The organism is Arthrobacter sp. MYb214, assembly GCF_002979865.1.
In the GTDB taxonomy this organism is placed as follows: domain Bacteria; phylum Actinomycetota; class Actinomycetes; order Actinomycetales; family Micrococcaceae; genus Glutamicibacter.
The window spans coordinates 25,862-49,977 of record NZ_PCPZ01000005.1 but is presented as its reverse complement, the minus strand read 5'-3'; the positions used below and the strand labels follow the sequence as shown (position 1 = coordinate 49,977).

Genomic DNA, 24,116 nt, shown 5'->3' with positions numbered 1-24,116 from the left:
AAACAATTACTGTTTCGCAGGCGTTCTCCCTATTAACTGCTATTTATTCGGTTCCAGTGTCTTGGTATAGACGATTTCGCCCAAGCCATTGCGCAGCGTGACGGTGAACAGGTCCTGCTCATCCAGCTCGACGTGGCCGAAGAACTGGCCCTTGCCATCGCGCGGCGACTGGTTGGTGCTGCCAGCCAGCGAGAAGTCCACGCGTGGTCCGAAAGTGCCATCCATTTGGTTCGGCCCGAAGGAACCGGCATTGACTGGACCGGCCACGAATTCCCAGAACTCATTGAACTCGCTGAAGGCAGCACGCTCTGGAGAGTAGTGGTGCGCCGCGCAATAGTGCACATCCGCGGTCAGGAAGACGACATTCTTGATGCCGCGGTCCTTGATGGCCTTGAGCAGGCGGGCAAGTTCCAGCTCGCGGCCTAGTGGTGCTCCGTGGTCTGCGTTGGAAATTGATTCCTGCGCCTTGCCGTCCGGAACAATGATGCCCAGCGGCAGGTCGTTGAGAATGACTTTCCAGGTTGCCTTGGACTTGGCCAAGGAATCGACTAGCCAATTCAGCTGCTCTTCGCCGAGAATTGAAGTGGACTTCTCTTCCATTCCGGTGGTGTTCTCGGACTTGTAGCTGCGCATGTCCAATGCGAACAGGTCCATTGCTGGACCACGCGAGATTTTGCGGTAGATGCGTGCCGCCTCGAATCCGATGCCTGCGCGCATGGCGCGCGGGTCGGCGATCGGCTGGTATTCCTGCCAGGCCTGGCGGCCACGGGCGGCAAGGGTGTTGATATCGCGCACGGTATAGCGCTCATCTTCGATGATCTCACCCGGCCACCAGTTGTTATGGGTCTCGTGGTCATCCCACTGGGCAATCACCGGAACCTCGGAATACATGGCACGCACGTTGTGGTCCATCAGGTTGTAGCGGTGCCGCCCACGATACTCGGCCAGGGTTTCGGCCACCTTGGAGACTTCCTCGGTGACCAAGTTGCGCCAGATATGGCCGTCCGGTTCCACAACTTCTGCGGCAATCGGGCCGTCGGCGTAGATGGTGTCGCCGCTGTGCACGAAGAAGTCCGGCTTGGTTGCATGCATGGCCGCGTAGGCGCGCATGCCACCGATTTCTTCGTTGATGCCCCAGCCCTGGCCAGCGGTGTCGCCGGACCACACAAAACTCTGGGCACGGGAGGCGTCGTGGTTGCGGCGACCGGTCAACGCCGGTGCGGTGCTGAACCAGCCGTTCTGAGTCTCGCCAAGGGTGCCGTTATCGTCCTCGAAACCGATGCTGACTGCGAAACGGGTACCGGCAGGCAGATGCTCGGCATTGATCTTTGCAGTGAAGTCAGTGGCCTCGCGGGCGTAGGCACCGCGCAAAGTCTTGGCGAAGGATCCACGGCCGCGGATGATTTCCCCTGCTTCGTCCACCGCACGCAGCTGCGCGCGCAAGCGGCCTTCCCCGGAGCTGCGAGCCCAGAGTACGGCGTTGCTGGCAGAGACATCCCCCATGGAAAATCCGCTGGTCAATCCCAGGCGGGAACGCACGAGTCGGGGACTGCTGGAAACCAGCGCTGCTCCAGTGGGCCCAACCAAGGTCAATGCACCTGCGCCAATGGCGCCGGTGAGCAATTTGCGTCGCGAAATATTATTCATGGGATTCAGTGTTCGCGACTTGATCAGCCATTTCCTTGAGCCCAGATGAACACCAAGAGAAATCATTCGTGTCCAGTCCACACCACGAATCCAGAGATCCTGAACTCCAAAGCACGCCCATTACTGGCAGACTAGAAAAATGAGTTCACCTCAAGTCATTTCTGGCCCGCCGTCGGCTGGCCACCCAATTCCTCCGGCTGTGCGCACTGCAGCCGGCCAGGCGGAAATCGAGGGTATCTGGCAGAACGCATTAGGCGGGATAACATACCGGATTGGACAGGGCGAGCAGATGCGCTTCGCCAAGTGGTCGCCGGGATGCCCTCCCGCAGAGGACGGCGATCTCCTGGCTGAAGCCCTGCGCATGCGGTGGGCGGGAGAATTCATCAGAGTCCCCGAAGTGCTCAGCTGCGGACAGCATGCTGACGGCCAGCTGCTCGTCACGGCAGCATTGCCCGGGCACAGTGCAGTCAGCGAGCTTGGCAAAAGCGATCCGGCGCGATCCGCGTTTGCAGTGGGCGCCGGTCTGCGCCACCTGCACGATCGGCTGCCGGTCGACCAGTGCCCCTTCAGCTGGGATCTGGAATCCCGCATCCAGCACCTGCCTGCCCGGGAGCAAGCTGCTTTGCTGGCTGAAATCCCGGAGCTTGATCTTGTGGTCTGCCATGGCGATGCTTGCCTGCCCAACACGATCATCACCGATAGCCATGATTTCAGCGCGCATGTGGATATGGGGAAATTGGGTGTCGGAGACCGCTGGGCGGATCTCGCCGTTGCCGCATGGAGCACCGAGTGGAATTACGGGCCTGGTTTCGAACAGCATGTCTACGCCGGGTACGGAATCGAACCCGATGAGCGGAAGGTGTCGTTCTACCGAAAGGTCTGGGACGCAACCTAGGAGGCCGAGCCGCTAGCGTGCCACGTAACGGTGCTCGGGACGGCCACGGGTTCCGTATCCAAGCTGCAGCTCCAGGGATTCATTGGCCACCAGCGCCGCCAAATACCGTTGCGCTGTCGCACGGGCAACCCCAATTGCCTCCGCGACCTCGGCGACGCTCATGGGTTCGGTAGCGTCCTTGACGCAGGAAAGAACTGCCTGTTCGGTGGGGGCGGCACCCACCGATGCGTTGGTTTCTTCGCCCCCTTGGAGTGCCCGGTACAACCGGTCCACTCCCTGCTGGTTGAACTCCGCGGTCCCGGTCAATTGGCGACGATAGCGAGCCCAGCCTTTGAGCTTGGCGGCCAGGGTCTTGGCCTCAAAGGGCTTGATGATGAACGCCAGTGCGCCCGAGCGCAACGCTTTGTCAATGTTCTTCGGTTCAATCGCCGCGGAAATCATGATCGCATCAACATCGAGTTCTCTCAGCAGCTCGATTCCACTGACATGCGGCAGGTAGAGATCCAGCAATACCAAATCAGGTTTCAGGCTCTTCACCATTTTGGGCACAACACGCGGATCCTGCACAGGCTCCAGGGCCTGGAACCCGGGAATGGCGTTGACCATCTCAGCGTGCAGCTCTCCTACCCGGAAATCGTCATCGACAATTAGCACCCGGTAGTTGCCGCTGGAATTCTCGCTCAATGTTGCGCTCCTTCAATCTCGTCGTTTTCCGTATTGGCTGGCTCCACCAGTACCGCCGGCAATCTTGCTGCGATAACTGCCCCGGAACCATCCGTCCCGCGGTCCGCTATCCAGACGTCCCCGCTGCGGGCTTGGGCGAGCCGTCTGATCAGCGGCAATCCGACGCCATGGCCATGATCGCCGCCCAGATGGGATCCGGTGCTGACGTCCCGGGCGAAGATATCCTCGTCGGTGGTAATGCCGGGTCCAGAATCGGCCACGGCTATGTGCAAGGTGTTCCCTTCGGAGAGCAAGTCGATTTCCACCCAGGGTTCTGCATCTGTGCAAAGAGCTGCAGTGAAGGCGTTATCCAGCAGATTCCCCAGGACTGCGGTGGCGTCTTGGGCATCGTGGGCCGAGGCGATGTGTCCGAAAAGCATGGATTGGGCAGACACTCTCAGTTCTATGCCTTGTTCGTGGGCGCGCACCGCCTTCGCCGAAATAAACGCCGAGAGGTAAGCGTCCTGGATGGCCTCCAGCCCGGGAACCTGAGCGATCTTCGGCCCGGATTCCATCACCTCACGCAGGTAGTCTTCTGCCTGTTCGATCTTGCCCAAGTTGATCAGCCCGAGGACTGCGTGCATCCGGTTGGCGAATTCATGGCGCTGGGCGCGCAGCGCATCGGCCATGTCCTGGACTGCATCGAGTTTGGTGCCCAGCGCTTCAAGGGTGGTGACATCATGGAGCAGCACGACCAGTCCGAGGTCCACTCCGTCACGGTCGACCTTGGTCACGCGGGCTATGAGCGAGTTGCCATTGGCCGCAAAGCGCACCGGTGCCGGGTCGCATTCCTTGATCGCCCTGACCAGCCGGTGATCCAATCCAGCGGATTCAAAGTGGCGGCCGACCACGTCTTCCAATTCGGTGCGGTGCGGCAGTCCCAGCAATTGCCTGGCAGCCCTGTTGCGCACGGTAATCCGGCTATCTGCGCCAATGCCCATGACACCTTCGGTAACACCGTAGAGCACGGCCTGCTGGTCCCTGACAAGCTGGGCAATTTCGGCCGGTTCCAGCCCGAGGGTCTGGCGCTTCAAACGGCGTACGGTGACTCGTCCGGCAAGCACTGCCAAGGCTGCGCAAATCGCCGCAAGCAATACAATCCAGGCGAAGGACTCAAGCAGCGCCCCGGTCAAGGAGTCAGTGGTCACGCCCACGGAAACCTCTCCGATGACCGCACCCGCGGTACTGTAGACCGGGACCTTGGCACGCACCGATTCACCAAGGGTTCCGTGTTCCCGGGAGACCGCTTCAATGCCTTCCAACGCCACCGGGTCAGTAGAAACCATTTGGCCCAGTTCCTCGGGGTTCGGATGGCTCAAGCGCAGTCCGCGGTCCTCGGTAATCACCACGAAATACGCTTGCTCTTGCCCAATGACAGCGTTAGCCAGTTGCTGCAGTTTTCCATCGGCGAGCTCCTTGGCTTCCAGTTTGTCCAGCTTTGCATAGTGCGAGACCTGCTCAACTACTTCCGGCAAGACGGCGACCGAACGAGCTATGGTCAGCGAGGTATCCTCGGCTTTCGAATAGACGCGGTCATAGCTGGCGAAAAGCGTTCCGGCAGTAACGAGAACAATCAGCACACCTACGACCAGGAATTGAAGCCGCATGATGCGTGATGCGAAATGCCGGGTGCCGGCGCCAGAACGGAACATGCCACCCAGCATAAACCCATCTTTCCACTCTCGTGATTTTAATGAGCAAAAAGTTGGCAAAGAACTTAAGCCTTCAACAATAAGCACAAGACGCGCAAAGTGAGCACCGACACGTACCTTGAATGGGTGCCCCTCCTAGCTTGTGGGGACTAAGGATTCACTCACACTGAAATGGAGGTCGGGTCAATGCTCGTTGTACTCGGATTCCTCATGGTCGCCACCTTCATGGTGCTGATCATGACAAAACGCATGACGCCGCTGCTGGCATTGATTCTGGTTCCAACCATCTTCGGCTTGTTCACCGGTGCTGGATTCGGCCTTGGCGACATGGTCATGGACGCGGTCAAGGACATGTCCAGTACCGCAGCCCTGCTGATGTTCGCCATCATGTACTTCGGCATCATGATCGACGTCGGCTTGTTCGACCGATTGGTCTCCGGCATCCAGAAGCTAGTGGGCAACGACCCTGCCAAGGTCGTCATGGGCACTTCGCTGCTCACCGCCGTAATTTCCCTCGATGGGGATGGCTCGACCACCTTCATTGTGGTTACCGCGGCACTGCTGCCGATCTACCAGCGCCTGGGCATGAGCCCAGTGGTCCTGACCTGTGTTGCAGGCCTGACCAATGGCACGCTGAACATCGTTCCCTGGGGCGGCCCAACGGCCCGCGCGGCAGCGGCACTAGGTGTTGACGCCTCGGAAATCTTCGTGCCGATGCTCCCTGCGCTGGGAATTTCCCTCATTGTCATTGCCCTGTTCGCATGGCAGATGGGCGTATCCGAACGCCGCCGCTTGCAGCGCGAGCGTCCGGAAATCTGGGGCACCGAACTCGGTGGCGGCAACGTTTCCACCCCAACCGGAGGAAAGAGCCCTGCTGGCACTTCCCCTGCCGGAGGCAACCTGGCCGTACTGGAATCCGTGGCTCGCAAGGGCGATGGCACCGAAGCTTCCACCTTGGACGGCACCGTCCTGGATCCGGATCGCGAGACCCTGCGCCCCAAGACCTTCTACTTCAACCTGGCGCTGACCGTCGCCATCATGGTGCTGCTGGTAGTCGATGTCACTCCGTTGCCCTACCTGTTCATGGTGGGAACCGCGATCGCCTTGATCGTCAACTTCCCCAAGGTCTCCGACCAGGTGAAGATGATCGCCGCGCACTCCAGCGAAATCATTGCCGTGGTCTCCATGGTGCTCGCCGCGGCAGTGCTCACCGGCGTGCTCTCCGGCACCGGCATGGTTGATGCCATGAGCCAGTGGCTGGTGGATGTCATTCCTACCTCCATGGGTCCATACATGGCAGTACTGACCGGGCTGATTTCGATTCCAGCTACCTTCCTGATGAGCAATGACGCCTTCTACTTCGGCGTCTTGCCAGTTCTCGCCGAAGCCGGCGCGCATTTCGGTGTACCAGCGGTGGATATGGCTCGCGCCTCCATCACCGGACAGCCAGTGCACATGCAGTCTCCGCTCGTTCCAGCCATCTTGCTGCTGGTGTCGCTCTCTCGTGTGGACTTGGGCGATCACCACAAGAAGGTGCTGTGGCGTGCGTTGGTGGTCTCCTTGGTCATGCTCGCTTCGGGCATGCTCCTTGGTGTCATCCACATGGGCTAACGCCCCAGGACCAAAGGTCCGTCGTCAGCCAGGCTCCGTGCCACCCGGACATTTCCAAGCGGGTGGCACGGAGTCCGGTGTTTAACCCGGGCTGACCCTGTTGGCAGCCCGCCGGAGGCTGCCGCATGCAGCTATTCGAGCACCCAGTTGCTTCTTCCCGCCAGCCATTGACGGTCTGCACAGGGCGCCGGTTCAGCAAGCACAGTTTCCCGTGAAAAACTGGAGGCAGGGCAAGACGTGCACAGCGCGTGCTTCCCCTGGACCGGATGGACCCGCCACTGGGCCACACCGCGAATTCGACCGTCTTCTCCCGACGCAAAGGAAGGCTCCAACGCATGGAAAGAGAACCTCTGGACAACAGCATCTCCCTGGCCCAGCTCGAAGCGGTTGTCATGATTGTGGACTATGGTTCCTTCACCGCCGCCGCGGATATCCTTGGCATCTCCCAGCCCTCCTTGTCCCGGCGCATTAGCGCGTTGGAGCGCACTCTTGGCATGCCCGTGTTCCGGGCCGCTGGAAGGGACATGGTGCTGACCGAGGTTGGCCGGAGCATCATTCCTGCCGGCCGCCGGGCACTGCGTGAAGTCGCCGCGATCGGAACCATCGCCTCCTCCACGCGTGCATTGGCCACCGGATCCCTGCGCATCGCGGGGTTGCCCTCCCTGGTTGGAGGAATCATGCCCGAGTACATCGGCCCCTTCCATCGCCAGCACCCCGGTGTCCGGATAGAGATCCTGAGCGTGGAGGACGATGAGCAGCTTGCCGATGCGCTTCGCCTGAATCGTGCCGATGTGGCTTTTGGCGTGAACGAGCGCATCCCCGCGGACCTCATCGGCAAATCCCTGCGCGATCAGCAATTCTCGGCGGTCGTATCCGAGGATACCGAGGTGGACCCGGACACTGGGCTAAGCACTGAATTGCTCAATTCCCTGACTCTGGCCACCCTCCCCCAGGGCACCTCGATTCGCAAGATCACCGACGAAGTTTACCGGAGCTTGAAGGCCACCGCTCCGCGGCTCATCACCACAACGCAACGCGACGCATTGGTCCATCTGGGCATCGCCGCCGGCGGCATCACCTTGGTTCCACGGATCATGGCCAGCACCGCCGTGATCTTCGGCGGCAAGCAGGTCCCGCTGAGCTTGCCAGCCAGCAGGCCCCTGGGCGTCATCTACCGCCGCGAAGAATACCGCAATCCGGCGCTGGGCGAATTCCTCGAATACCTCTGAGACAGAGATCTCCAGGCGGTTTCCGCTCTCCTGAACCTGCGCGCGAAATCGGCCTTTCATGCGCTGCATGCATGGCTCTAATCAATCATGCTATTGGTTCCAGCGGCGTTCCACGTGGTCAGCTTGATGGGTAATCCGGCCATGGTCCTACCAAGGAGAGCAAGATCGTGAATTCCCAACGAACACCTTCCTCTTCCAGGCGTAGTTCCAAACGGCCGCGGCGCCGGGTAGCTGCCATCATTGCAGCGGCGCTGGTGCTAGCAGTAGTTGTGCCGACCAGCATTGCCTTCCTGCGCCTGCAGGGAAATATTTCCGTCTCGGCGCTCAGGGCGTCTGAAGCGGATGTCCCGGACTCCAGCGAAGGCCTGAATCTGCTGGTGCTCGGTTCCGATAGCCGGGATTTCAGCTCCACCGGCTTCGGCACGGATAACGGTTCCCGACGCAGCGATTCCATGCTGCTTGTCCACTTGTCGCCAGGCAACGAGCGCATCGAGGCGGTCCAGATCCCACGCGATACCGTATTGCAGCGCCCGGCCTGCGCGGATACCGGGTCCGGCGCCTATGCCGGAGGATACGGCATGATCAATTCTGCGCTGAATTACGGTCCCGCATGCTCTGTCGCCGCGGTGGAAACGCTCACCGGAGTTCACCTGAACCACTTCATTGAGGTGGATTTCGAGGGATTCATTTCAATCATCGACGCACTCGACGGAGTCAGCGTGTGCCTGGCCCAGCCAATGACCGATCCGAAAGCGAACCTGGATCTTCCAGCCGGGCTGCAGGAGCTGGACGGAACCGATGCGCTTGCCCTGGCCAGGACCCGCCATGCCCTTGGCGATGGAAGCGACCTCGCTCGGCTCGGAAACCAGCAGAAGGTCATGTCCGCAATAGTCCAGCGTGCCACCAGCAAGGAAGTTCTCGCACGCCCGGACCGGCTCTACTCTTTCCTTGACGCGATTACCTCCTCGATGACCGTTGACCCGGAACTGAGTTCGCTACCGGAACTTGCAGGATTGGCTGCGCGGGTCAAGGACGTTCCCACGGACAAGATCACCTTCATGACCATGCCGACCCAGCCTGCACCATCAAACGCCAACCGGGTTGTCCCGGCTCCCGACGCGACCCTCATCTTTGAACGCATCAAGCAAGACATCCCGGTGAATCCGGATTCCGAGTCCGAATCCGGCTCCGAATCCGATGCAGGAGAAACTGCCACGGCGAAAACCTCCGCCCGGCAGCTTCCTGTCAGCATAGCCAACGCAGCGCGAGTGAGCGGACTGGCCGGCAAATTCGCCAACGAAGCCACGGAGCAAGGCTTCACCGTCACTTCAATCACTACCGCGGCGTCCTTGCAGGCGCAAACACGGCTGCTGATTCCGGATACTGATGCAGCCAGGAAAACAGCCGACGCATTCGCCAAGGCAGTCGATCTCGACATCGAGGCAACAGTCGCCGATGTCGAAAGCATCGAATTGATCCTGGGCCAGGATTACCAAAACCTGGGGCGGCCAGAAAAGCAGCCCGTCAAGGTGAACAGCCGCAAAGCAGACCAGAAACTCTGCGGCTGAGCCGGCCCCAAGGGCAGGCCGCGCCACCGGAAAATCCTGCCATGCCGCGATGGCTGCCAGGCGAATCTCCGTTTGCCCGCGGCTGTTGGCCTTCGTATTCCGGCTGGGCTGCACCTGCCAATTCCGTTTGACCGCGTCCCTTGCAGCGAGGTGATTCACAGTGAGCATTGCAGGCATCAATGGCAATGAATTCATCGTGCTGGCCATTTTGGCGGCCGTGCTGCTCGGACCTGAAAAATTGCCCGACTACGCAAGGAAACTAGCCACGCTGATTCGCGAGTTGCGCCGACTCGCCTCTGGTGCCCAGGAACAACTCCGCGAGGAGCTTGGCGAGGATTTCGCGGACATGGATCTGAAGAAGTTCGATCTGCGGCAATATGATCCTCGAAGGATCATCAGCGAAGTGCTGCGAGATCAACTCGAAGAGCCGCCTGTCCAAGGATTCCCGGATTCTGCCCGCTCAAGGGGACCCGAGACCAGGAGTGCATCATCACCGCCAGAACCCTCCGGTCCGGCCCCTTTTGACGACGAAAGCACTTAGGACGCCACTGCTCCTTGCCGCAAGTGTCCGCTGACCGCGCGAGCAGTGAATACGGATCCGGTGGACAGAATTCATTCATCGCAGTCCCCAAAGCTCCACCCGGTTCCTTCATCCGGATCGCACGGATTCCGGCATCTATCCGCAATCGGTCCAGCTTCGCTGATTCGTCGGCCAACCGTGATGGCCGGCCGAAAAAGGATTCCCGGGATCGGCCACCAGCCTGCTGCCGGCCTAGCCTGTAGGCACGCCGGCGCTCCAATTCGGAACGGTTTTTTTCCTAGTAGTGCCTTCACAGCAATTCAGGGAGCAGGCGCCACTGCCCGGGCCCAGCGCTTTGCTTCCGGCGATGGTCGATGACTCCGGCTGCTCGCCACGCACTTGCGCTGCCCGTTCCAGGACCAGATCGACCAAGCCGCTGACAAACGACGGTGAGGTGCCAACACTGCCGGCACGGAGAAACGCCATCCCCAACTCGCGCGCGGTATCTGCCGCTTCGGTATCCAGATCGAATTTGACCTCCATGTGGTCCGAAACGAATCCGAGGGGTACAACCAGAACGCCCTCAGTTCCAGTTTCCGCAAGCTCGCGCATGCGGTCATTGATGTCCGGTTCCAGCCAGGGAGTGTGCATGGATCCAGAACGGGAGCAGTACACCAGTTCGGCATCCAGCTGCTCCTCACCAGCTAGTTCCCCGCCAATCCAGGCCATGAGCTCCTCATGCTGCCGCTGGTAGCCGGCGGTGAACTTCTGCGATGATTCTTGCATCGCAGTAGGGATCGAATGGGTGACATATAGGATCTTGTGCCGGTTGCGGTCCAGGCCGCCGACGAGCTGCTTGAATTCCTTCAATCCCTTCCGCACGCAGTCCAACTGCGCATGAGCGAATCCCGGATGATTGTAGTACTGCCGGACTTTATCGATCACCACCTCGAGGCCCTCTTCTTGCAGTGCCGCCACAGTTCCGGCGAAATCCTCGCGGTATTGCCGGCACGAGGAATATGAGGAGTAGGCCGACGTATCGATGGCCAGGAACCTTCTCGAGCCGTGCCTGCGCGCATGGTTTCCGACCACTTCGGTGAGGTACGGTTCCCAATTCCGGTTCCCCCAGAGCAGTGGCGTATCGATGCCGCGGGCTGCGAATTCCTCTTGAACGGCTTGCTGCAAAGCCTGGTTCTGCTCATTGATCGGAGATTTTCCGCCGAACATGTAGTAGTGCTCGCCCACCTCTTCAAGGCGCTCGTCCGGAATCCCTCGTCCCCGGGTAACGTTTTGCAGGAAGGGCAGGACATCTTCGGGCTTTTCCGGCCCGCCAAAGGACATCAGCACAACTGCATCAAACGGCGCTACCTGCATGTTTCCCATCGGGATCGTCCACGCTTTCTTCTCGGGCAACTGCCGCCATGGGCAAAATTCCCCGGAGCTGGCAGTCGCAAGCAATTACCTAGATTAGCTTTTATCTAGCCAAGCTAACAATAATTGCTTTGCCTCCGAATCGCCAGCGGGCGTCGCCGACCCCTAACGACTACCCAGGCTATGAGCCAGTTCCAGCTCAATGCGCTCATTGCGGAACTGATGACCGGCATCGAGCAATTTGCGCGGGACAATTTTCTGATCAGCCATGGCCAGAAGGTGGGACCCTTCGGCTCCCAGCAGCAATTTGGGAGCCGCGGCAGGAACCGGAATGATGGCAGGCCGCCTCACTGCGCGCGCCAAGGCCCTGGTGAATTCGGCGTTGCTCACCGGCTGCGGTGCCACCGCATTGACCGGACCTGTCAATTGCGAATCCCAGAGCGCGCGATGGTAGATGTCCAGCAGGTCATCAAGCCCGATCCACGAAAGCATCTGCTTTCCCCCTGCCAGGGGACCGCCCAGGCCTGCGGAGAATACAGGACGCAAAACGGCGAGCATCCCGCCTTTGGGGCTCAGCACGATACCGGTCCTGATCTGCACCCGGCGCATGCCGCTGTCCCCCGCATTCGCCGCACGTTCCCAGCGGTCCACCACGTCAGCCAGGAAATCCGGAGTCCCGGCCCGCGGGGAATCGGTCTCGTCTAATGGGTGCGGTCCGGCTGAAGCACCGTAGAATCCGATGGCCGAAGCGCTGATGAAGGTCCGGACACCTGAACGTGACGCCAGCAGGGCAAGGGATCGGGTCGGTTCGATGCGGCTGGAGAGAATTGCCTGCCGATGTGCTTGGCTGAACCGGCCGAAGATGCTGGCTCCGGCCAAATGGATGACCGCGTCGCAGCCATCGAGCAGGCCCGGGTCAGGATCCAGCGGATTCCAGCGCCGTTCGCTTGCCGATTCCGGCTCGTGCCGCACGAGCTTGACGACCCGGTGCCCGCCGGTGGACAAGAAGGCGCACAAAGCCTGTCCGACTAATCCGCTTGAACCGGTCAGCGCTATCACCAGCGGCTTCAACCCGGCCTGCGCCGCCCGCTGATGTGCGGCAAAATCGTCTGCCAGCTGGCGGTGGCGGTATGCAAGCATCGATTCGATCTGCCGTCCTGGCATATTCGACTGGATGCAGTCGCCCACGGTCGTGCACTGTGCGCCCGCGGGCTCGAAGTAATGCTCATGCCGCCACTGCACCACCCGGGCAGGAAGGCCGCGAACCCCTTCGGGTTCAAGCTGGTCGACGAAACTGCGGTTCTCCGCGAACCCCTCAGGCTGGTGCTTGGCATTCCACAGCACTCCGCCGGGAAGGCCCAGCACGGCCGTCCCGTCCTTCAGCGAACCGGCTTCTTCAATGACCTTCAGCGGAAGCCACGGCGGCAAGAGCCGCTGCATGGCCCCGGGTCGCGAGAACCAGTCGAAGACAACGGATGCAGATGCCGGCAGCTGGCTGGAGCGCTCAGTGTTCATGGCCCCATCCTAGAGGCTTCAGGCAGGCCGGTTCCCGAGGATGGGAAATTGCTGAATTCCGTCGCAATGTCTGGTCCGGCGCCGCAATGAATCCCTCGGTTTCCTGCAGCACGCTACCCCGGCAGACTTGGAGCAGGAACAAGAACTTCTGGACAGAGCTTGATTGCGGACAACTAACGGGCCGGCTGTTGCCCGAAGCGGCTGCCAATGCAACCAGAAAGCTAGGCATACCATGCAGGAAGATAGCCGAAGGGAGGATCCTCGCCCACCCGCCCGTCGATGGCTTCACGCAAGAGATCCGCATGCCCTGCATGCCGCCCATACTCTTCAATCAGGTCGCAGATGATTCTGCGTATCGACGCATGCTTGCCATCGAATGCCAACCCCGAGTCCGTGTCCAGCTTCCCTTCCTCGATAACGGACTGCTGGATTCCCCGGCTTTTGGCCACGGCCCGGTCGTAGCGTTGATAAAGATTCTCCGGATCCTCTTCCAGATCAACCACGAAGTGCTCGCGCCCGTTGGCAGTGAACCCAAGGAGGACTTCAGGTCGTTGCCCGGCAATGAAGTAGGTGAATTTCTCATCTTCGACAAGGGCAAGATGCTGGAGCAATCCGCCCAGGCTGAGCTGGCTGCTGGGCAACTTGGTTGCCAGCTGTTCGATGTCCAGCCCGTCGGCCTTGTATCTGAAAGTGGCGCGCAGCCTGTCAAGCATCCCGAACAGATGCTGCTGGTCGGAGCCGCTCATTGGCGGTTCCCAGGGAGGCAGGATTTCCATGGCGTACCCCTTTGCGAGAAGTGTGAGTTGGCGTACCAAACTGGTTTCATCGGCCCATGAATTGAATAATTAGAAGTATGCCTCTGACCGCCGCCATTTTGGAACCCTCGCAGTGGATGCCGCCTGCCGCTGAGCATGAAGCACGGGCTCGGGCCTTTGGCGAACCTTTCGTGGAACGGCGGATGAAGGGCAAGAAGCATCCCATCGAGGACTTCCTGTTCACCTATTACACGCAAAAGCCGGGCCAGCTCTACCGCTGGCATCCAGGGATGAACGTGGTTCTAGCCGGAGACGCGGCCCAAGAACGCGGCGAGTGGAAGTTCTACCGCAGAGTCCAAACCGGCCACGGTACGGGATACCACTTCGATGCGGAGGCATTCGGCAAGGCGCGCGCCCGAGCCATCGAGTTCGCCCGCATCATTCTGGCCGGCACCGCGCAGCGGCCAGGAAACTTCTCCTGCTTCGGCCTGCATGAATGGGCGATGGCCTACAAATCCGAGGCCAACGGCATCCGCCATGAATATCTCCCGCTGCGCTTGGGTGCGCAGGGAACCGACGAAGTGGTGGAAACCCACAAGATCCGTTGCACCCACTTCGATGCATTCCGCTTCTACACTCCCCAGGCGATCGAGCTCAACGAGCTGCAGCCGACCAGGGAAACCCAGCGCGACCTGGAGCAGCCCGGTTGCTTGCACGCCAACATGGATCTGTATAAGTGGGCCTATAAGCTCTCCCCTGCGGTGCCAAGCGACTTGGTCATGGACTGCTTCGAGCTCGCCTGGGACATTCGCACCATGGATATGCAGGCGTCCCCCTATGATCTGGGCGATTGGGGCCATGAACCCATCCGCATTGAAACTCCCGAGGGCAAGGCCGCGTACGTGAGATTGCAAAAGGAATTTGCCCAACGTGCCGACTCGCTGCGCAATCAATTGCTGGAAGTCGCCAACAACCTGCCAATCTTCCCGGAAGACTAGAACTTATTCGCGGCCGCAGGCAAGATTGATCCATGGTTACTGCACGGGGCCTTCGCCTGATTCCGGCCGGTATCGCGCTCGGCTGCATGAGCCTCTCGCTGGCTTCCTGCGCCACCAGCATCGGACAGGGGCCGCAGACCCAATTGGAAATCACCATTCGCGATGACGGCAGCGAAATTTCACAGCAGTACTCCCTGGAATGCACCGGCGAACAAGCCGCTGAATCCAGCACATTGCCGAACGCATCCAAAGCTTGCTTGCAGCTCGAGCTTGAACCCGGTGCCATTGCCGGAGAAGTTGATCCCCAGGAAATCTGCACCGAAATATACGGTGGACCGCAACGGGCCGAAATAAGCGGAACCCTGCACGGCGAGACGGTGAATACGAGCTTTTCCCGGCATAACGGCTGCGCCATCGATCGTTGGGATGCCGCCTCATTTCTACTCGGTTCCGTGAAAACATGAGTCGATAACCCCTGAATAACTGCGCGGAGAAACTAGAATAGTAAGACTATGGAGTTTTTCCTGCTGGTTATCGCGCTGCTATTCGCCACGATCTTGATTGTCGGCATCGGGGAACGCATTAAATTGCCCTACCCGATCTTGATGCTGATTTTCGCGACGCTGGCAGGTTTCTTGCCGTTCATGCCCGAAATGCATATTGAGCCCGAGCTGATCCTGCCGATCTTCTTGCCGCCTTTGCTTTTCGCTACGGCCCAGCGCAGCAGTTGGTCGGTGTTCCGCTTCCGCTGGAAGGCCCTGATCCGGCTGGCCGTGGTGCTCATCGTGGTGACAGCAGGCACCGTGGCCGCTACCGCGCTGGCCTTCTCCCCCATCGCTTCCATTCCGCTGGCATTGGCGTTGGGCGCAGTAGTGGCCCCGCCTGACCCGGTCGCGGTGGATGCGATTGCCACCAAGGTGAAAATGCCGCGGCGCCTGACGTCCCTGCTGGAAACCGAGGGCCTGTTCAACGACGCAATGGCCATCGTGATCTTCCAGCTGGCCGTCCAGGCAACCCTGAATGGCTCGGAAGTCGGACTCGAAATCATTCCGCAGTTCCTGCTCGGTGCCGCAGGGGCGGTAGTCCTGGGTCTGGCCATGGGCTGGGCCATCGGCGCCTTGAACCGTTTCGTTCCCAACCTGGCAGCGCGTTGCGCGGCCACCTTGGTGGCACCTTATGCGGTCTACATGATTGCGGAGGAGCTGCATATTTCAGGGGTCATCGCAGTGGTGGTGACGGCCCTTGAAATGGTGCGGCGGGACCGCCCCCAGGACTCTGCCGAACGCCTAACCCGGCAATCCTTCTGGGAAGTGCTCGAGCTGCTGGCCACCGGCCTGGCTTTCGGCTTGATGGGCATCGAGATGAACCAGGTGATCCAGGAGGAAGGCAGCAACCTGATCGGCTTCATCCCGGGCATCGCCGCGATCTGCTTCGTGGTCATCGCAGTGCGTGCGCTGTGGATGCTGGCGACCTACTACCTGCCCAACCGCAGCAAGCCCAAGATTCCTGCGCGCAAGGATGCGCTGGTGCTCACTTGGTGCGGCATGCGCGGGCTGGCGACTTTGGCCTTGGCCCTGGCACTGCCCAAGGTCGCAGCGGATGGATCGGCCATCGAGGGACGCAACTTCGTGGTGGTCGCCGCTTGCTCCGTCTTGCTGTGCACTTTGGTGCTCCCGGGCCTGACCTTGCCAGCGCTGATGCGCGTGCTGAAGCTGCGCAACAACGAGCAAGATGCCAAGCGTGCCCGCCGGGCCCTGGCCCGTCGCGCCGAGGCTGTCGCACTGGCGGCGCTGCGCAAGAACGTGCAGCTCGAAGAGCTGCCGGAGAATTACCAGCAGGCAGTGCGCCGGCGCATGAACTCGCTGCATACCATCCTGGCCAAGGACCCGGATCCGCACGATGCGATCTCGGACGAAAAGTACACGCAGATTCGCGCGGTGATCGCCAAGGCCGATTCGATCCAGGCCATCGCCCTGGAAGCCGCCCGCGACGAGCTGCTCAAGGCCCGCCGCGAACCGAATATCGACCCGCACATCGTTGACGAGATTGTCGGCCGCCTTGACCGACGCACCGCAACCCTGGATCGCTAGGCGGCCTTGCGCTCCAGCTTCACGATGACTTCGTAGTGGCTGGTCTGCGGGAACATGTCCATGACGCGAGCCTGCTGCGGAGCGTAGTTCTCCAAACGCTCCAGGTCCCTGGCCAGTGACTTCGCGTTGCAGCTGGAGTAAATGATGTGCTGGACATCGGACTCGTTCAGCCACTTCGATAGCTCTGCGGAGATACCGCGGCGCGGAGGATTCACGATTACCGCCTCTGGCGCCCAGCCGGCACCCAGCGCGAATTCGGTTGCGTCTTGGACCCTGAAATGGATGTCATCCAGCTCCATGGTCTTGGCGCTGGTCTTTGCCGATTCAACGGCTTCCCCGCTGGTCTCGATGCCGTACACGGTACGGTCCTCGGTAGCGCAATGCAGTGCGAAACCACCCACCCCGCTGTACAGATCCCAAACGCTTTCGGGGTTGGCATCGTTGATCCATTGGCGGGCCTGCCGGTACAAGGCGGCAGCGATCTCGCTGTTGGTCTGGAAGAAGCCCTGGGGGCGCAGGTGCATCGGTACGCCGTTCAGCCCGAATTCCAAGGTGGTTCGGCGGGTAAGAATGATTTCTTCTTCGCCTTCCAGCACTGCCTTGTGCTCAGGCAAGAAGTTCACCGACACCACGCTGTGGCGTGGAAGCTGCTCAAGGAATTGCGGCAGCGAATCACGCAGTGCCACAAAATGCTTCTTGGTGCGCAATACCCAACGGACCATCACCGAACCGGTATCCGACAGGGTGAGAATCACATGCTTGAGTTCGCCCTTGCGCTTGGGAACGTCGTAGGGAATGAGCTTCAGATCATGAATGAACTGCTCGATGACCGGGAATACGGCACGTAGCGGTGCTGCGATGACTCCGCAGTTGCGCAGATCGACACCGTGGCCGTCGGCATCCAGGATGCCGATGGTCGGCTGGCCGGTGGTTCCGGAAATGACCATTTTGGCTTTGTTGCGGAAGCCCTGTTCGCTACTGGCTTGGGGCGGAAGGAATTCCAGGCCTGGGAAGCCGGCCAGCAGCTGCTGGCAATCCGCTACCTTAGATTGCAGTTGCTGGGCGTAAGGCACCGTCATCAAGGTGCATGAGCGGCAACGGGAGGCAGAAAAGTAAAGGCATTCCATGGTGCTTATGATTTTAGCGAAGATCGGCCGGCACCGAGCACAGAGAAATCTTGGCGCTGATTGACCGCAAATTTTCAGCTTTGGCCGCTAAGCTCGCAATTGATCAAAAGTTACTGAGCAGAATCCCTGCATGATGCGAAAGCCATACGGGGAAGGGTTGTTTAACCGCGAAAGGACAGATGGCACTTCATACCGGGCTATCCACGCATCGCCGTGGCATTGCATTGCTTGCACTCCCCCTTGCTGCCGCGATCGGCGCCTGCACGAGTTGCGCCGCTTCTTCACCCCAGGCTCATGAAGTTTCTTCCACCCCGGTTCCCGCCCCGTCTTCCAGCAGTGCCACCGAAAAATCCCTGCCCGCTCCGAGCAAGGCCGCAGCAAGCTCCAGCGTCCCGCTTCCGGCTCCAACCGGGAACAATGCCACTGCTCCCACCACGACTCCGAGCAATTCAGCCAAGCAGCCCGCCGGCACTCCGGCCAAGCCCGAAAGCTCCAAGACATCGCTGTCGCCCCTGGCCTCGGGTGCCAACACTGGTGCCTCCATCAAGGCGCTTCCCAGTTCAGCGGCCGAAATGTCCAAGGCCACCACGCAGCTGTTCGCTGCAGTGAATCGAGGCAAGCTGAAGGACGTCAAGGCGGCGCTCAAGGATGGAGCTGACCTCGACGCGCAGGACGAGGCCGGTCGCACCGCGCTGATGCGTGCAGTCATCAACAAGAACCCTGCCATCGCCAAGACCCTCTTCGAAGCAGGCTCGGATCCCGACAAGAAGGACGACTTCTACGAGTCGCCGTTCCTGCGCGCGAGCGCCAATGGCCAGGTTGAAACGCTGAAGCTTCTCATTGACGGCGGGGCCGACCTCACGGCGGTGAATCGCATGGGCGGGACCGCTTTGACCGTCGCCAGCGAGAATGGCCGGGTTCAGGCCGTGCGCCAGTTGCTCCGCACCGATATCCCGGTAGACCAGGTTAATGACCTGGGCTGGACGGCCCTGCACGAAACCATTGTCCTGGGCCAGGGCACCGCCAATGCCATCACCATCGCGCGTTTGCTGATTATCAACGGGGCGGACCCGCATTTGGAGGACCACTCCGGTTCTGATGCATTCAAGCTAGCGCGTGAACGCCAGCAGAGCCAGATGCTGACCATGCTGCAGGCTGCAGCCAAGCGCTGAATCCTAGAGGGCGTCGAGGTAGAACCAGGCGCCGTCCTGCTTCACGAAGGTGCTGACCTCACGCTGCTGCGCTTCATGCCGGCCGTCGCGATAGTACGCAGCGAATTCCACCACCCCGCGGGAGGCCGCCGCGCCGCCAGCACGGGTTGAAATGATCTCCAAGCCGGTCCAGCGCATCCGCGAATCCACGTCCAGTTCCTTGGGCCTCGTGCTCTCATGCCAGGTCGCCAGCAAATACTGCGACAGCCCCAGCACGAAGGCGCTGTAGCGTGAGCGCATCAGCTGCTCCGCGGTCTGCGGCAGCAAGGAGCCATCTTCCCTTCCGTCATGCAAGGGCTTGCAGCAGTTTTCGTAGGACGGCTTCACAGCGTCCAGGACTCGGCAGGCGCAGACGGTTTGACTAGCATTTTTCACAGTTTCAGCATACGCGTCGAGCGCGCTTCGACAACCCGTGAGCCTAAGATCACATGACTTAAACCGCAGGATATCGGTGCTATCGCGCACAGGGACGTTTTCCCCATCACATTCACGGGTAGACTATGAAGGCAAGCTCGCGGAGCGCCAAATCCCCCTGGTGTGAGACGGCATCTCCGTGTGGCATTTAACTTAACCTCGCCAACAGGAGATATGCCGGATGCCCCGCATCGTTGTAGATGTCATGCTCAAGCCAGAAATCCTTGACCCTCAGGGCAAGGCCATCGCGGGAGCTCTTCCCCGCCTAGGCTTCACCTCCTTCGAAGCTGTCCGCCAGGGCAAGCGCTTTGAACTGTCCGTGGACGGCGAGGTGACCGAAGAAATCCTCGCCCAGGCTCGCGAGGCTGCAGAAACCCTGCTTTCCAACCCGGTGATCGAAGATGTCGTCAACGTCGAGGTATTCGAAGACTAATGAGCGCCGAACTTCCCCTGATTGGCGACTATTCAACGCCAAGCACTGAACTTTCCGGAGCGCGCATCGGCGTGGTGACCTTCCCGGGCACCCTCGATGACCGCGACGCCGCTCGCGCCGTGCGCGCAGCCGGTGCCGAAGCGGTGTCCCTGTGGCACGCCGACACCGACCTGCAGGATGTCGACGCCGTGGTGATCCCCGGCGGCTTCTCCTACGGCGACTACCTGCGCGCCGGCGCGATCTCCCGCTTCGCACCGATGATGGCGAAGATCGCAGATGCCGCGAACTCCGATGCCAAGCTGCCCGTGCTGGGCATCTGCAACGGTTTCCAGATCCTCACCGAGTCGCACCTGCTGCCCGGATCGATGATCAAGAACGACCACTTGAAGTTCATCTGCCGCGATCAGCTGCTGCGCGTGGAGAACAACCAGACCGCATGGACCAACGGCTTCGAAGCCGGCCAGGAAATCACCATCGTGCTGAAGAACCAGGATGGCCAGTACGTGGCCGACGAGAAGGTCCTGGACGAGCTCGAAGCTGAAAACCGCATCGCGTTCTCCTACGTGGGCTGGAACCCGAACGGCTCGCGCCGCTCGATCGCCGGCGTGAGCAACAAGGCCGGCAACGTTGTCGGCCTGATGCCGCACCCGGAGCACGCCATTGAGGCCGGCTTCGGCCCGGACCACCGCGGCACCGACGGGCTGGCATTCTTCACCAGTGTTCTGACCCACCTTGTTGGAGGCAAAAAGTGAGCCAGGAAGCCACTAAGGAATTCAATATCGACACCGTCGATAACGCAGCGGGCACCCCGGATGTAGAACTGCCATGGGCAGAGCTGGGCCTGAAGGACAACGAGTTCGCCGAGATCGTGAAGATCCTGGGCCGTCGTCCGACCGCCGCTGAATTGGCCATGTACTCGGTCATGTGGTCCGAGCACTGCTCGTACAAGTCCACCAAGAACCACCTACGCCAGTTCGGCCAGAAGGTCACCCCGGAAATGAAGAAGGACCTGATGGTCGGCATGGGCGAAAACGCCGGTGTCACCGACCTGGGCGACGGCTGGGCCGTGACCTTCAAGATCGAGTCCCACAACTCGCCTTCCTACGTCGAGCCGTACCAGGGTGCCGCTACCGGCATCGGCGGCATCGTGCGCGACATCATCTCCATGGGCGCCCGCCCGATCGCCGTGATGGATCCGCTGCGCTTCGGCGCGATCGACCACGAGGACTCGCAGCGCGTAGTGCACGGCGTCGTCTCGGGCATCGGCGGCTACGGCAACTCGCTGGGCCTGCCGAACATCGGCGGCGAAACCGTCTTCGACCCGATCTACCAGGGCAACCCGCTGGTCAACGCGCTGGCAGTTGGCGCGCTGCGCCACGAAGACCTGCGCCTGGCCAATGCCTCGGGCGTGGGCAACAAGGTCGTGCTCTTCGGTGCGCGCACCGGTGGCGACGGCATTGGCGGCGCGTCGGTGCTGGCCTCGGAGTCCTTCGACGACACCAAGCCCTCCAAGCGCCCTGCGGTGCAGGTGGGCGACCCGTTCGCCGAGAAGGTGCTCATCGAGTGCTGCCTGGAACTGTTCAAGGCCTCGCTGGTCGAGGGCATCCAGGACCTGGGCGCCGCAGGCATCTCCTGCGCCACCAGCGAACTGGCTTCCAACGGCGAAGGCGGCATGCAGGTCGAGCTGACCAACGTGCTGCTGCGCGACTCCACCCTGACCCCGGGCGAAATCCTGATGTCGGAGTCCCAGGAACGCATGATGGCCGTAGTCACCCCGCAGAACATCGAAGCGTTCGAGGCCGTCATGGCCAAGTGGAACGTGGAGTACTCCTGGCTGGGCGAGGTCACCGACACCGATCGGCTGATCATCACCTGGAATGGTGAAGTCATCGTGGACGTGGACCCGAAGACCGTCGCCCACGACGGCCCGGTCTACGACCGCCCGTATGCCCGCCCGCAGTGGCAGGATGCGCTGCAGGCTGACACCTTCAAGTCCTCGGAAGCCGGCGCCAACCTGCCAGCTACCGGCGAAGAGCTGAAGGCCGCCGCCCTGGAGCTGATCGCCAGCCCGAACATGTGCGACAAGTCCTGGATCACCAACCAGTACGACCGCTACGTCGGCGGCAACACCGCGCTGGCCGCCCCGGATGATGCCGGCGTGGTCCGCATCGACGAGTCCACCGGACTCGGCGTGGCCATCGCCACCGATGCCAACGGCCGCTACACCTACCTGGACCCGTATGCCGGCGCCCAGCTGGCGCTGGCCGAGTCCTACCGCAACGTCGCCACCTCCGGTGCGATCCCTGCGGCGGTTTCGGACTGCCTGAACTACGGTTCCCCGGAGGACCCCGACGTCATGTGGCAGCTGGCCGAGGGCATCCGCGGCCTGTCCGATGCGTGCATGGAGCTCGGCGTACCGGTCACCGGCGGCAATGTCTCGCTGTACAACCAGACCGGCGACAAGGCCATCCACCCGACGCCTGTGGTGGCGACCCTGGGCAAGTTCGACGACGTCGCCCGCCGCACCCCTTCGGGCTGGCGCGAAGAGGCCGACGGCCAGGCCATCTACCTGATCGGCACCACCGCCGATGAGCTGGACGGCTCGGAGTTCGCCAACCTGCGCGGCCACCTCGGCGGCCTGCCGCCAAAGGTCGACCTGGCAGCCGAGAAGGCACTGGGCGCAATCCTGATCAATGCCAGCCGCGATGGCATGATCGACGCCGCGCACGACCTGTCCGAGGGCGGCCTGCTTGCAGCGCTGTCCGAGATGGTCCTGCGCTACGGCGTCGGTGCCCGCGTGGCCCTGGACGAGATCAAGCAGCGTGACGGCATCGATTCCTTCACCGCGCTGTTCTCGGAGACCCAGGCCCGCGCCTTGGTTGCCGTTCCACGCAGCGAAGAGGTCCGCTTCAACGACATGACCAGCGCCCGCGGTGTCACCGTGGCCCGCATGGGCATTGTCGATGCGCAGTCCGGCGCCCTGGAAGTCCAGGGCGAGTTCACCGTATCGGTGGACGAGCTGCGCGAGGCTTCCGAGGGCACCATGAAGAAGTACTTCGGCTAGTTTCTGGCCCACCCCTGGACGGCGGTTCTCCTCATCGAGGAGAGCCGCCGTTTTGCATGCCTGGATGATGTGGCGCTAAGCAGTGCTCCAGGGTCTGCTCCAGCCCCGAGTCCGATGCGTTCTGGCGCCTGTGCGGCTGGGCTGGAGACCGGTCGAGGCACAATTTCCGGATATAGTTGACACGTCAATAACTTTAAGTCATGATTGATGCATCAACAAAGTTCTGGACTACAGGGAGCACGCAATGAACGCCTTCGAGAACATCGAATTCGGCCTCGACACCTTTGGCGACGTACCCAGCGACAAGTCAGGCAAGCTGGTAACCCATGCCCAGGGCATCCGCGCCACGGTCCAGGAAGCCATCGCGGCCGATCAGGCCGGCGTCGATGTGATCGCTGTCGGCGAGCACCACCGCCCCGAATACGCCATCTCCAGCCCCGAGACCGTTCTGGCGGGCATTGCCACGGCGACCGAGCGGATCCGCCTCGGATCCGGCGTGACCGTGCTGTCTTCCGACGATCCGGTCCGCGTCTTCCAGCGTTTCGCCACCGTAGATGCCTTGTCCAACGGACGTGCCGAGGTCATGCTGGGCCGCGGCTCCTTTACCGAGTCCTTCCCGTTGTTCGGCCATGACATGGCTGACTACGAACTGCTTTTCGACGAGAAGATCGACCTTTTCCACAAGCTGCTCGACGAGAAGCCGGTGACCTGGCAGGGAACCAAGCGTGCACCGCTGGAGGATATGGAAGTCTTCCCGAAGACCGAGTCCGGCCGCCTGAACACCTGGGTGGGCGTGGGCGGCTCCCCGCAGTCGGTCATCCGCACGGCGCACTACGGATTGCGCATGATGCTCGCTGTCATCGGCGGGTCCCCCGAGCGCTTCGCACCCTACATCGACCTGTACCGCCGGGCCAACGACCAGTTCGGCCACCCAACCCTGCCGGTGGGCCTGCACTCCCCCGGCTTCGTGGCAGATACCGACGAGTTGGCCCGCGAGCACATGTTCGACGCCTACAAGGAACAGCGTGACCGCATTGGTGCGTCCCGTGGCTGGAGCCCAATGAGCCGCGGCGAATTCGAGCACGAAATCAGCGAAGGATCGCTGTACGTGGGCTCTCCGGAAACCGTGGCGCGCAAGATCGCCAAGACCATCAAGACCTTGGATATCGGCCGTTTCGATTTGATCTACTCGGGCGGCGCAGTAGAAGCCAGCGCCCGCCTGCGTGCAGTGGAACTCTACGGCGAGAAGGTCATCCCGTTGGTGCGCGAAATGCTTGCCGAGAGCTAAACCCG

The 24,116-nt window shown here is 61.2% G+C and carries 21 protein-coding genes; 13 read left to right on the top strand and 8 right to left on the bottom strand.

Annotated features, from left to right (window positions below; genetic code table 11):
- Positions 1-39: 39 nt before the first annotated feature.
- Positions 40-1,647: an alkaline phosphatase D family protein gene (locus CQ012_RS13030; RefSeq protein ID WP_105662406.1), complete on the bottom strand. Its 1,608-nt coding sequence runs from the start codon at positions 1,645-1,647 to the stop codon at positions 40-42.
- A 139-nt stretch (positions 1,648-1,786) separates the two neighbouring features.
- Between CQ012_RS13030 and CQ012_RS13025 the strand changes: the two genes are divergently transcribed.
- A complete protein-coding gene (locus CQ012_RS13025) occupies positions 1,787-2,542 on the top strand; it encodes an aminoglycoside 3'-phosphotransferase (protein WP_105662405.1) in 756 nt (251 codons plus the stop codon).
- Between the two features lie 12 nt (positions 2,543-2,554).
- On the opposite strand, the gene CQ012_RS13020 is transcribed toward CQ012_RS13025, so the two are convergent.
- Entirely contained in the window at positions 2,555-3,226 is a 672-nt protein-coding gene (locus tag CQ012_RS13020; RefSeq protein ID WP_105662404.1) for a response regulator, read from the bottom strand.
- Positions 3,223-4,917 (bottom strand): sensor histidine kinase, encoded by a 1,695-nt coding sequence (locus tag CQ012_RS13015; RefSeq protein WP_105662512.1) that lies wholly within the window; start codon positions 4,915-4,917, stop codon positions 3,223-3,225. The genes CQ012_RS13020 and CQ012_RS13015 overlap by 4 nt, the downstream gene beginning before the upstream one ends.
- Before the next feature lie 186 nt (positions 4,918-5,103).
- Between CQ012_RS13015 and CQ012_RS13010 the strand changes: the two genes are divergently transcribed.
- From CQ012_RS13010 to CQ012_RS12995, 4 genes are all read left to right on the top strand, one after another.
- Entirely contained in the window at positions 5,104-6,528 is a 1,425-nt protein-coding gene (locus tag CQ012_RS13010; protein ID WP_105662403.1) for a CitMHS family transporter, read from the top strand.
- A 335-nt stretch (positions 6,529-6,863) separates the two neighbouring features.
- A complete protein-coding gene (locus tag CQ012_RS13005) occupies positions 6,864-7,757 on the top strand; it encodes a LysR family transcriptional regulator (protein WP_105657988.1) in 894 nt (297 codons plus the stop codon).
- Positions 7,758-7,924: 167 nt separating this feature from the next.
- Positions 7,925-9,325: an LCP family protein gene (locus tag CQ012_RS13000; protein WP_146112964.1), complete on the top strand. Its 1,401-nt coding sequence runs from the start codon at positions 7,925-7,927 to the stop codon at positions 9,323-9,325.
- Positions 9,326-9,485: 160 nt separating this feature from the next.
- Entirely contained in the window at positions 9,486-9,866 is a 381-nt protein-coding gene (locus tag CQ012_RS12995) for a twin-arginine translocase TatA/TatE family subunit (protein WP_146112963.1), read from the top strand.
- 231 nt (positions 9,867-10,097) lie between these two features.
- Here the strand turns inward: CQ012_RS12995 and CQ012_RS12990 are convergent, their stop codons facing one another.
- The 3 genes from CQ012_RS12990 to CQ012_RS12980 all read right to left on the bottom strand — a co-directional run bounded on the left by CQ012_RS12990 (position 10,098) and on the right by CQ012_RS12980 (position 13,507).
- Complete coding sequence (locus CQ012_RS12990) at positions 10,098-11,228, bottom strand: ferrochelatase (protein ID WP_105662401.1); 1,131 nt, start codon at positions 11,226-11,228, stop codon at positions 10,098-10,100.
- Positions 11,229-11,381: 153 nt separating this feature from the next.
- Positions 11,382-12,731 (bottom strand): TIGR01777 family oxidoreductase, encoded by a 1,350-nt coding sequence (locus CQ012_RS12985; protein ID WP_105662400.1) that lies wholly within the window; start codon positions 12,729-12,731, stop codon positions 11,382-11,384.
- Between the two features lie 221 nt (positions 12,732-12,952).
- Complete coding sequence (locus CQ012_RS12980) at positions 12,953-13,507, bottom strand: DinB family protein (RefSeq protein ID WP_105662399.1); 555 nt, start codon at positions 13,505-13,507, stop codon at positions 12,953-12,955.
- 77 nt (positions 13,508-13,584) lie between these two features.
- Here CQ012_RS12980 and CQ012_RS12975 point away from each other — a divergent pair, with 77 nt between their 5' ends.
- From CQ012_RS12975 to CQ012_RS12965, 3 genes are read left to right on the top strand one after another with little or no spacing between them, the layout of a single operon-like run.
- The gene (locus tag CQ012_RS12975) at positions 13,585-14,484 is read left to right on the top strand and encodes a 3-methyladenine DNA glycosylase (protein WP_105662398.1); all 900 of its coding nucleotides are present in this window, start codon (positions 13,585-13,587) and stop codon (positions 14,482-14,484) included.
- 32 nt (positions 14,485-14,516) lie between these two features.
- On the top strand, positions 14,517-14,948 hold the full coding sequence (locus tag CQ012_RS12970; RefSeq protein WP_105662397.1) for a hypothetical protein: 432 nt from the start codon (positions 14,517-14,519) through the stop codon (positions 14,946-14,948).
- 48 nt (positions 14,949-14,996) lie between these two features.
- Positions 14,997-16,574, top strand: coding sequence for a cation:proton antiporter (locus tag CQ012_RS12965; RefSeq protein ID WP_105657981.1), 1,578 nt, complete (start codon positions 14,997-14,999; stop codon positions 16,572-16,574).
- Here CQ012_RS12965 and CQ012_RS12960 read toward each other — a convergent pair.
- Positions 16,571-17,701, bottom strand: a complete 1,131-nt coding sequence (locus CQ012_RS12960; protein ID WP_105657980.1) for a methyltransferase domain-containing protein — start codon at positions 17,699-17,701, stop codon at positions 16,571-16,573. The genes CQ012_RS12965 and CQ012_RS12960 overlap by 4 nt on opposite strands.
- A 179-nt stretch (positions 17,702-17,880) precedes the next feature.
- Between CQ012_RS12960 and CQ012_RS12955 the strand changes: the two genes are divergently transcribed.
- Positions 17,881-18,873, top strand: a complete 993-nt coding sequence (locus CQ012_RS12955; RefSeq protein WP_105662396.1) for an ankyrin repeat domain-containing protein — start codon at positions 17,881-17,883, stop codon at positions 18,871-18,873.
- A 3-nt stretch (positions 18,874-18,876) separates the two neighbouring features.
- Here CQ012_RS12955 and CQ012_RS12950 read toward each other — a convergent pair whose 3' ends face one another.
- Positions 18,877-19,287 carry a YchJ family protein gene (locus CQ012_RS12950; protein ID WP_286134680.1) on the bottom strand — a complete coding sequence of 137 codons (411 nt, stop codon included), beginning with the start codon at positions 19,285-19,287 and terminating at the stop codon, positions 18,877-18,879.
- Between the two features lie 220 nt (positions 19,288-19,507).
- On the opposite strand from CQ012_RS12950, the gene purS reads away from it, so the two are divergent.
- The 4 genes from purS to CQ012_RS12930 all read left to right on the top strand — a co-directional run bounded on the left by purS (position 19,508) and on the right by CQ012_RS12930 (position 24,111).
- Positions 19,508-19,759 carry a phosphoribosylformylglycinamidine synthase subunit PurS gene (gene purS / locus CQ012_RS12945; RefSeq protein ID WP_102598679.1) on the top strand — a complete coding sequence of 84 codons (252 nt, stop codon included), beginning with the start codon at positions 19,508-19,510 and terminating at the stop codon, positions 19,757-19,759.
- A complete protein-coding gene (purQ, locus tag CQ012_RS12940) occupies positions 19,759-20,511 on the top strand; it encodes a phosphoribosylformylglycinamidine synthase subunit PurQ (RefSeq protein ID WP_102598680.1) in 753 nt (250 codons plus the stop codon). Before purS ends, purQ begins: the two co-directional genes overlap by 1 nt.
- On the top strand, positions 20,508-22,823 hold the full coding sequence (purL, locus tag CQ012_RS12935; protein ID WP_105662395.1) for a phosphoribosylformylglycinamidine synthase subunit PurL: 2,316 nt from the start codon (positions 20,508-20,510) through the stop codon (positions 22,821-22,823). Before purQ ends, purL begins: the two co-directional genes overlap by 4 nt.
- Positions 22,824-23,067: 244 nt before the next feature.
- Positions 23,068-24,111, top strand: a complete 1,044-nt coding sequence (locus CQ012_RS12930) for an LLM class flavin-dependent oxidoreductase (protein WP_105662394.1) — start codon at positions 23,068-23,070, stop codon at positions 24,109-24,111.
- Positions 24,112-24,116: the final 5 nt, after the last annotated feature.

Coding starts and splice junctions, on each gene's coding strand:
- CQ012_RS12985 (WP_105662400.1), bottom strand. CDS start 12,731: ATGAACACTGAGCGCTCCAGCCAGCTGCCGGCATCTGCATCCGTTGTC.
- purQ (WP_102598680.1), top strand. CDS start 19,759: ATGAGCGCCGAACTTCCCCTGATTGGCGACTATTCAACGCCAAGCACT.
- CQ012_RS12980 (WP_105662399.1), bottom strand. CDS start 13,507: ATGGAAATCCTGCCTCCCTGGGAACCGCCAATGAGCGGCTCCGACCAG.
- CQ012_RS13005 (WP_105657988.1), top strand. CDS start 6,864: ATGGAAAGAGAACCTCTGGACAACAGCATCTCCCTGGCCCAGCTCGAA.
- CQ012_RS13015 (WP_105662512.1), bottom strand. CDS start 4,917: ATGTTCCGTTCTGGCGCCGGCACCCGGCATTTCGCATCACGCATCATG.
- CQ012_RS12990 (WP_105662401.1), bottom strand. CDS start 11,228: ATGGGAAACATGCAGGTAGCGCCGTTTGATGCAGTTGTGCTGATGTCC.
- CQ012_RS13025 (WP_105662405.1), top strand. CDS start 1,787: ATGAGTTCACCTCAAGTCATTTCTGGCCCGCCGTCGGCTGGCCACCCA.
- CQ012_RS13030 (WP_105662406.1), bottom strand. CDS start 1,647: ATGAATAATATTTCGCGACGCAAATTGCTCACCGGCGCCATTGGCGCA.
- CQ012_RS12965 (WP_105657981.1), top strand. CDS start 14,997: ATGGAGTTTTTCCTGCTGGTTATCGCGCTGCTATTCGCCACGATCTTG.
- purS (WP_102598679.1), top strand. CDS start 19,508: ATGCCCCGCATCGTTGTAGATGTCATGCTCAAGCCAGAAATCCTTGAC.
- CQ012_RS12975 (WP_105662398.1), top strand. CDS start 13,585: ATGCCTCTGACCGCCGCCATTTTGGAACCCTCGCAGTGGATGCCGCCT.
- CQ012_RS12970 (WP_105662397.1), top strand. CDS start 14,517: ATGGTTACTGCACGGGGCCTTCGCCTGATTCCGGCCGGTATCGCGCTC.
- CQ012_RS13010 (WP_105662403.1), top strand. CDS start 5,104: ATGCTCGTTGTACTCGGATTCCTCATGGTCGCCACCTTCATGGTGCTG.
- CQ012_RS12960 (WP_105657980.1), bottom strand. CDS start 17,701: ATGGAATGCCTTTACTTTTCTGCCTCCCGTTGCCGCTCATGCACCTTG.
- CQ012_RS12955 (WP_105662396.1), top strand. CDS start 17,881: ATGGCACTTCATACCGGGCTATCCACGCATCGCCGTGGCATTGCATTG.
- CQ012_RS12930 (WP_105662394.1), top strand. CDS start 23,068: ATGAACGCCTTCGAGAACATCGAATTCGGCCTCGACACCTTTGGCGAC.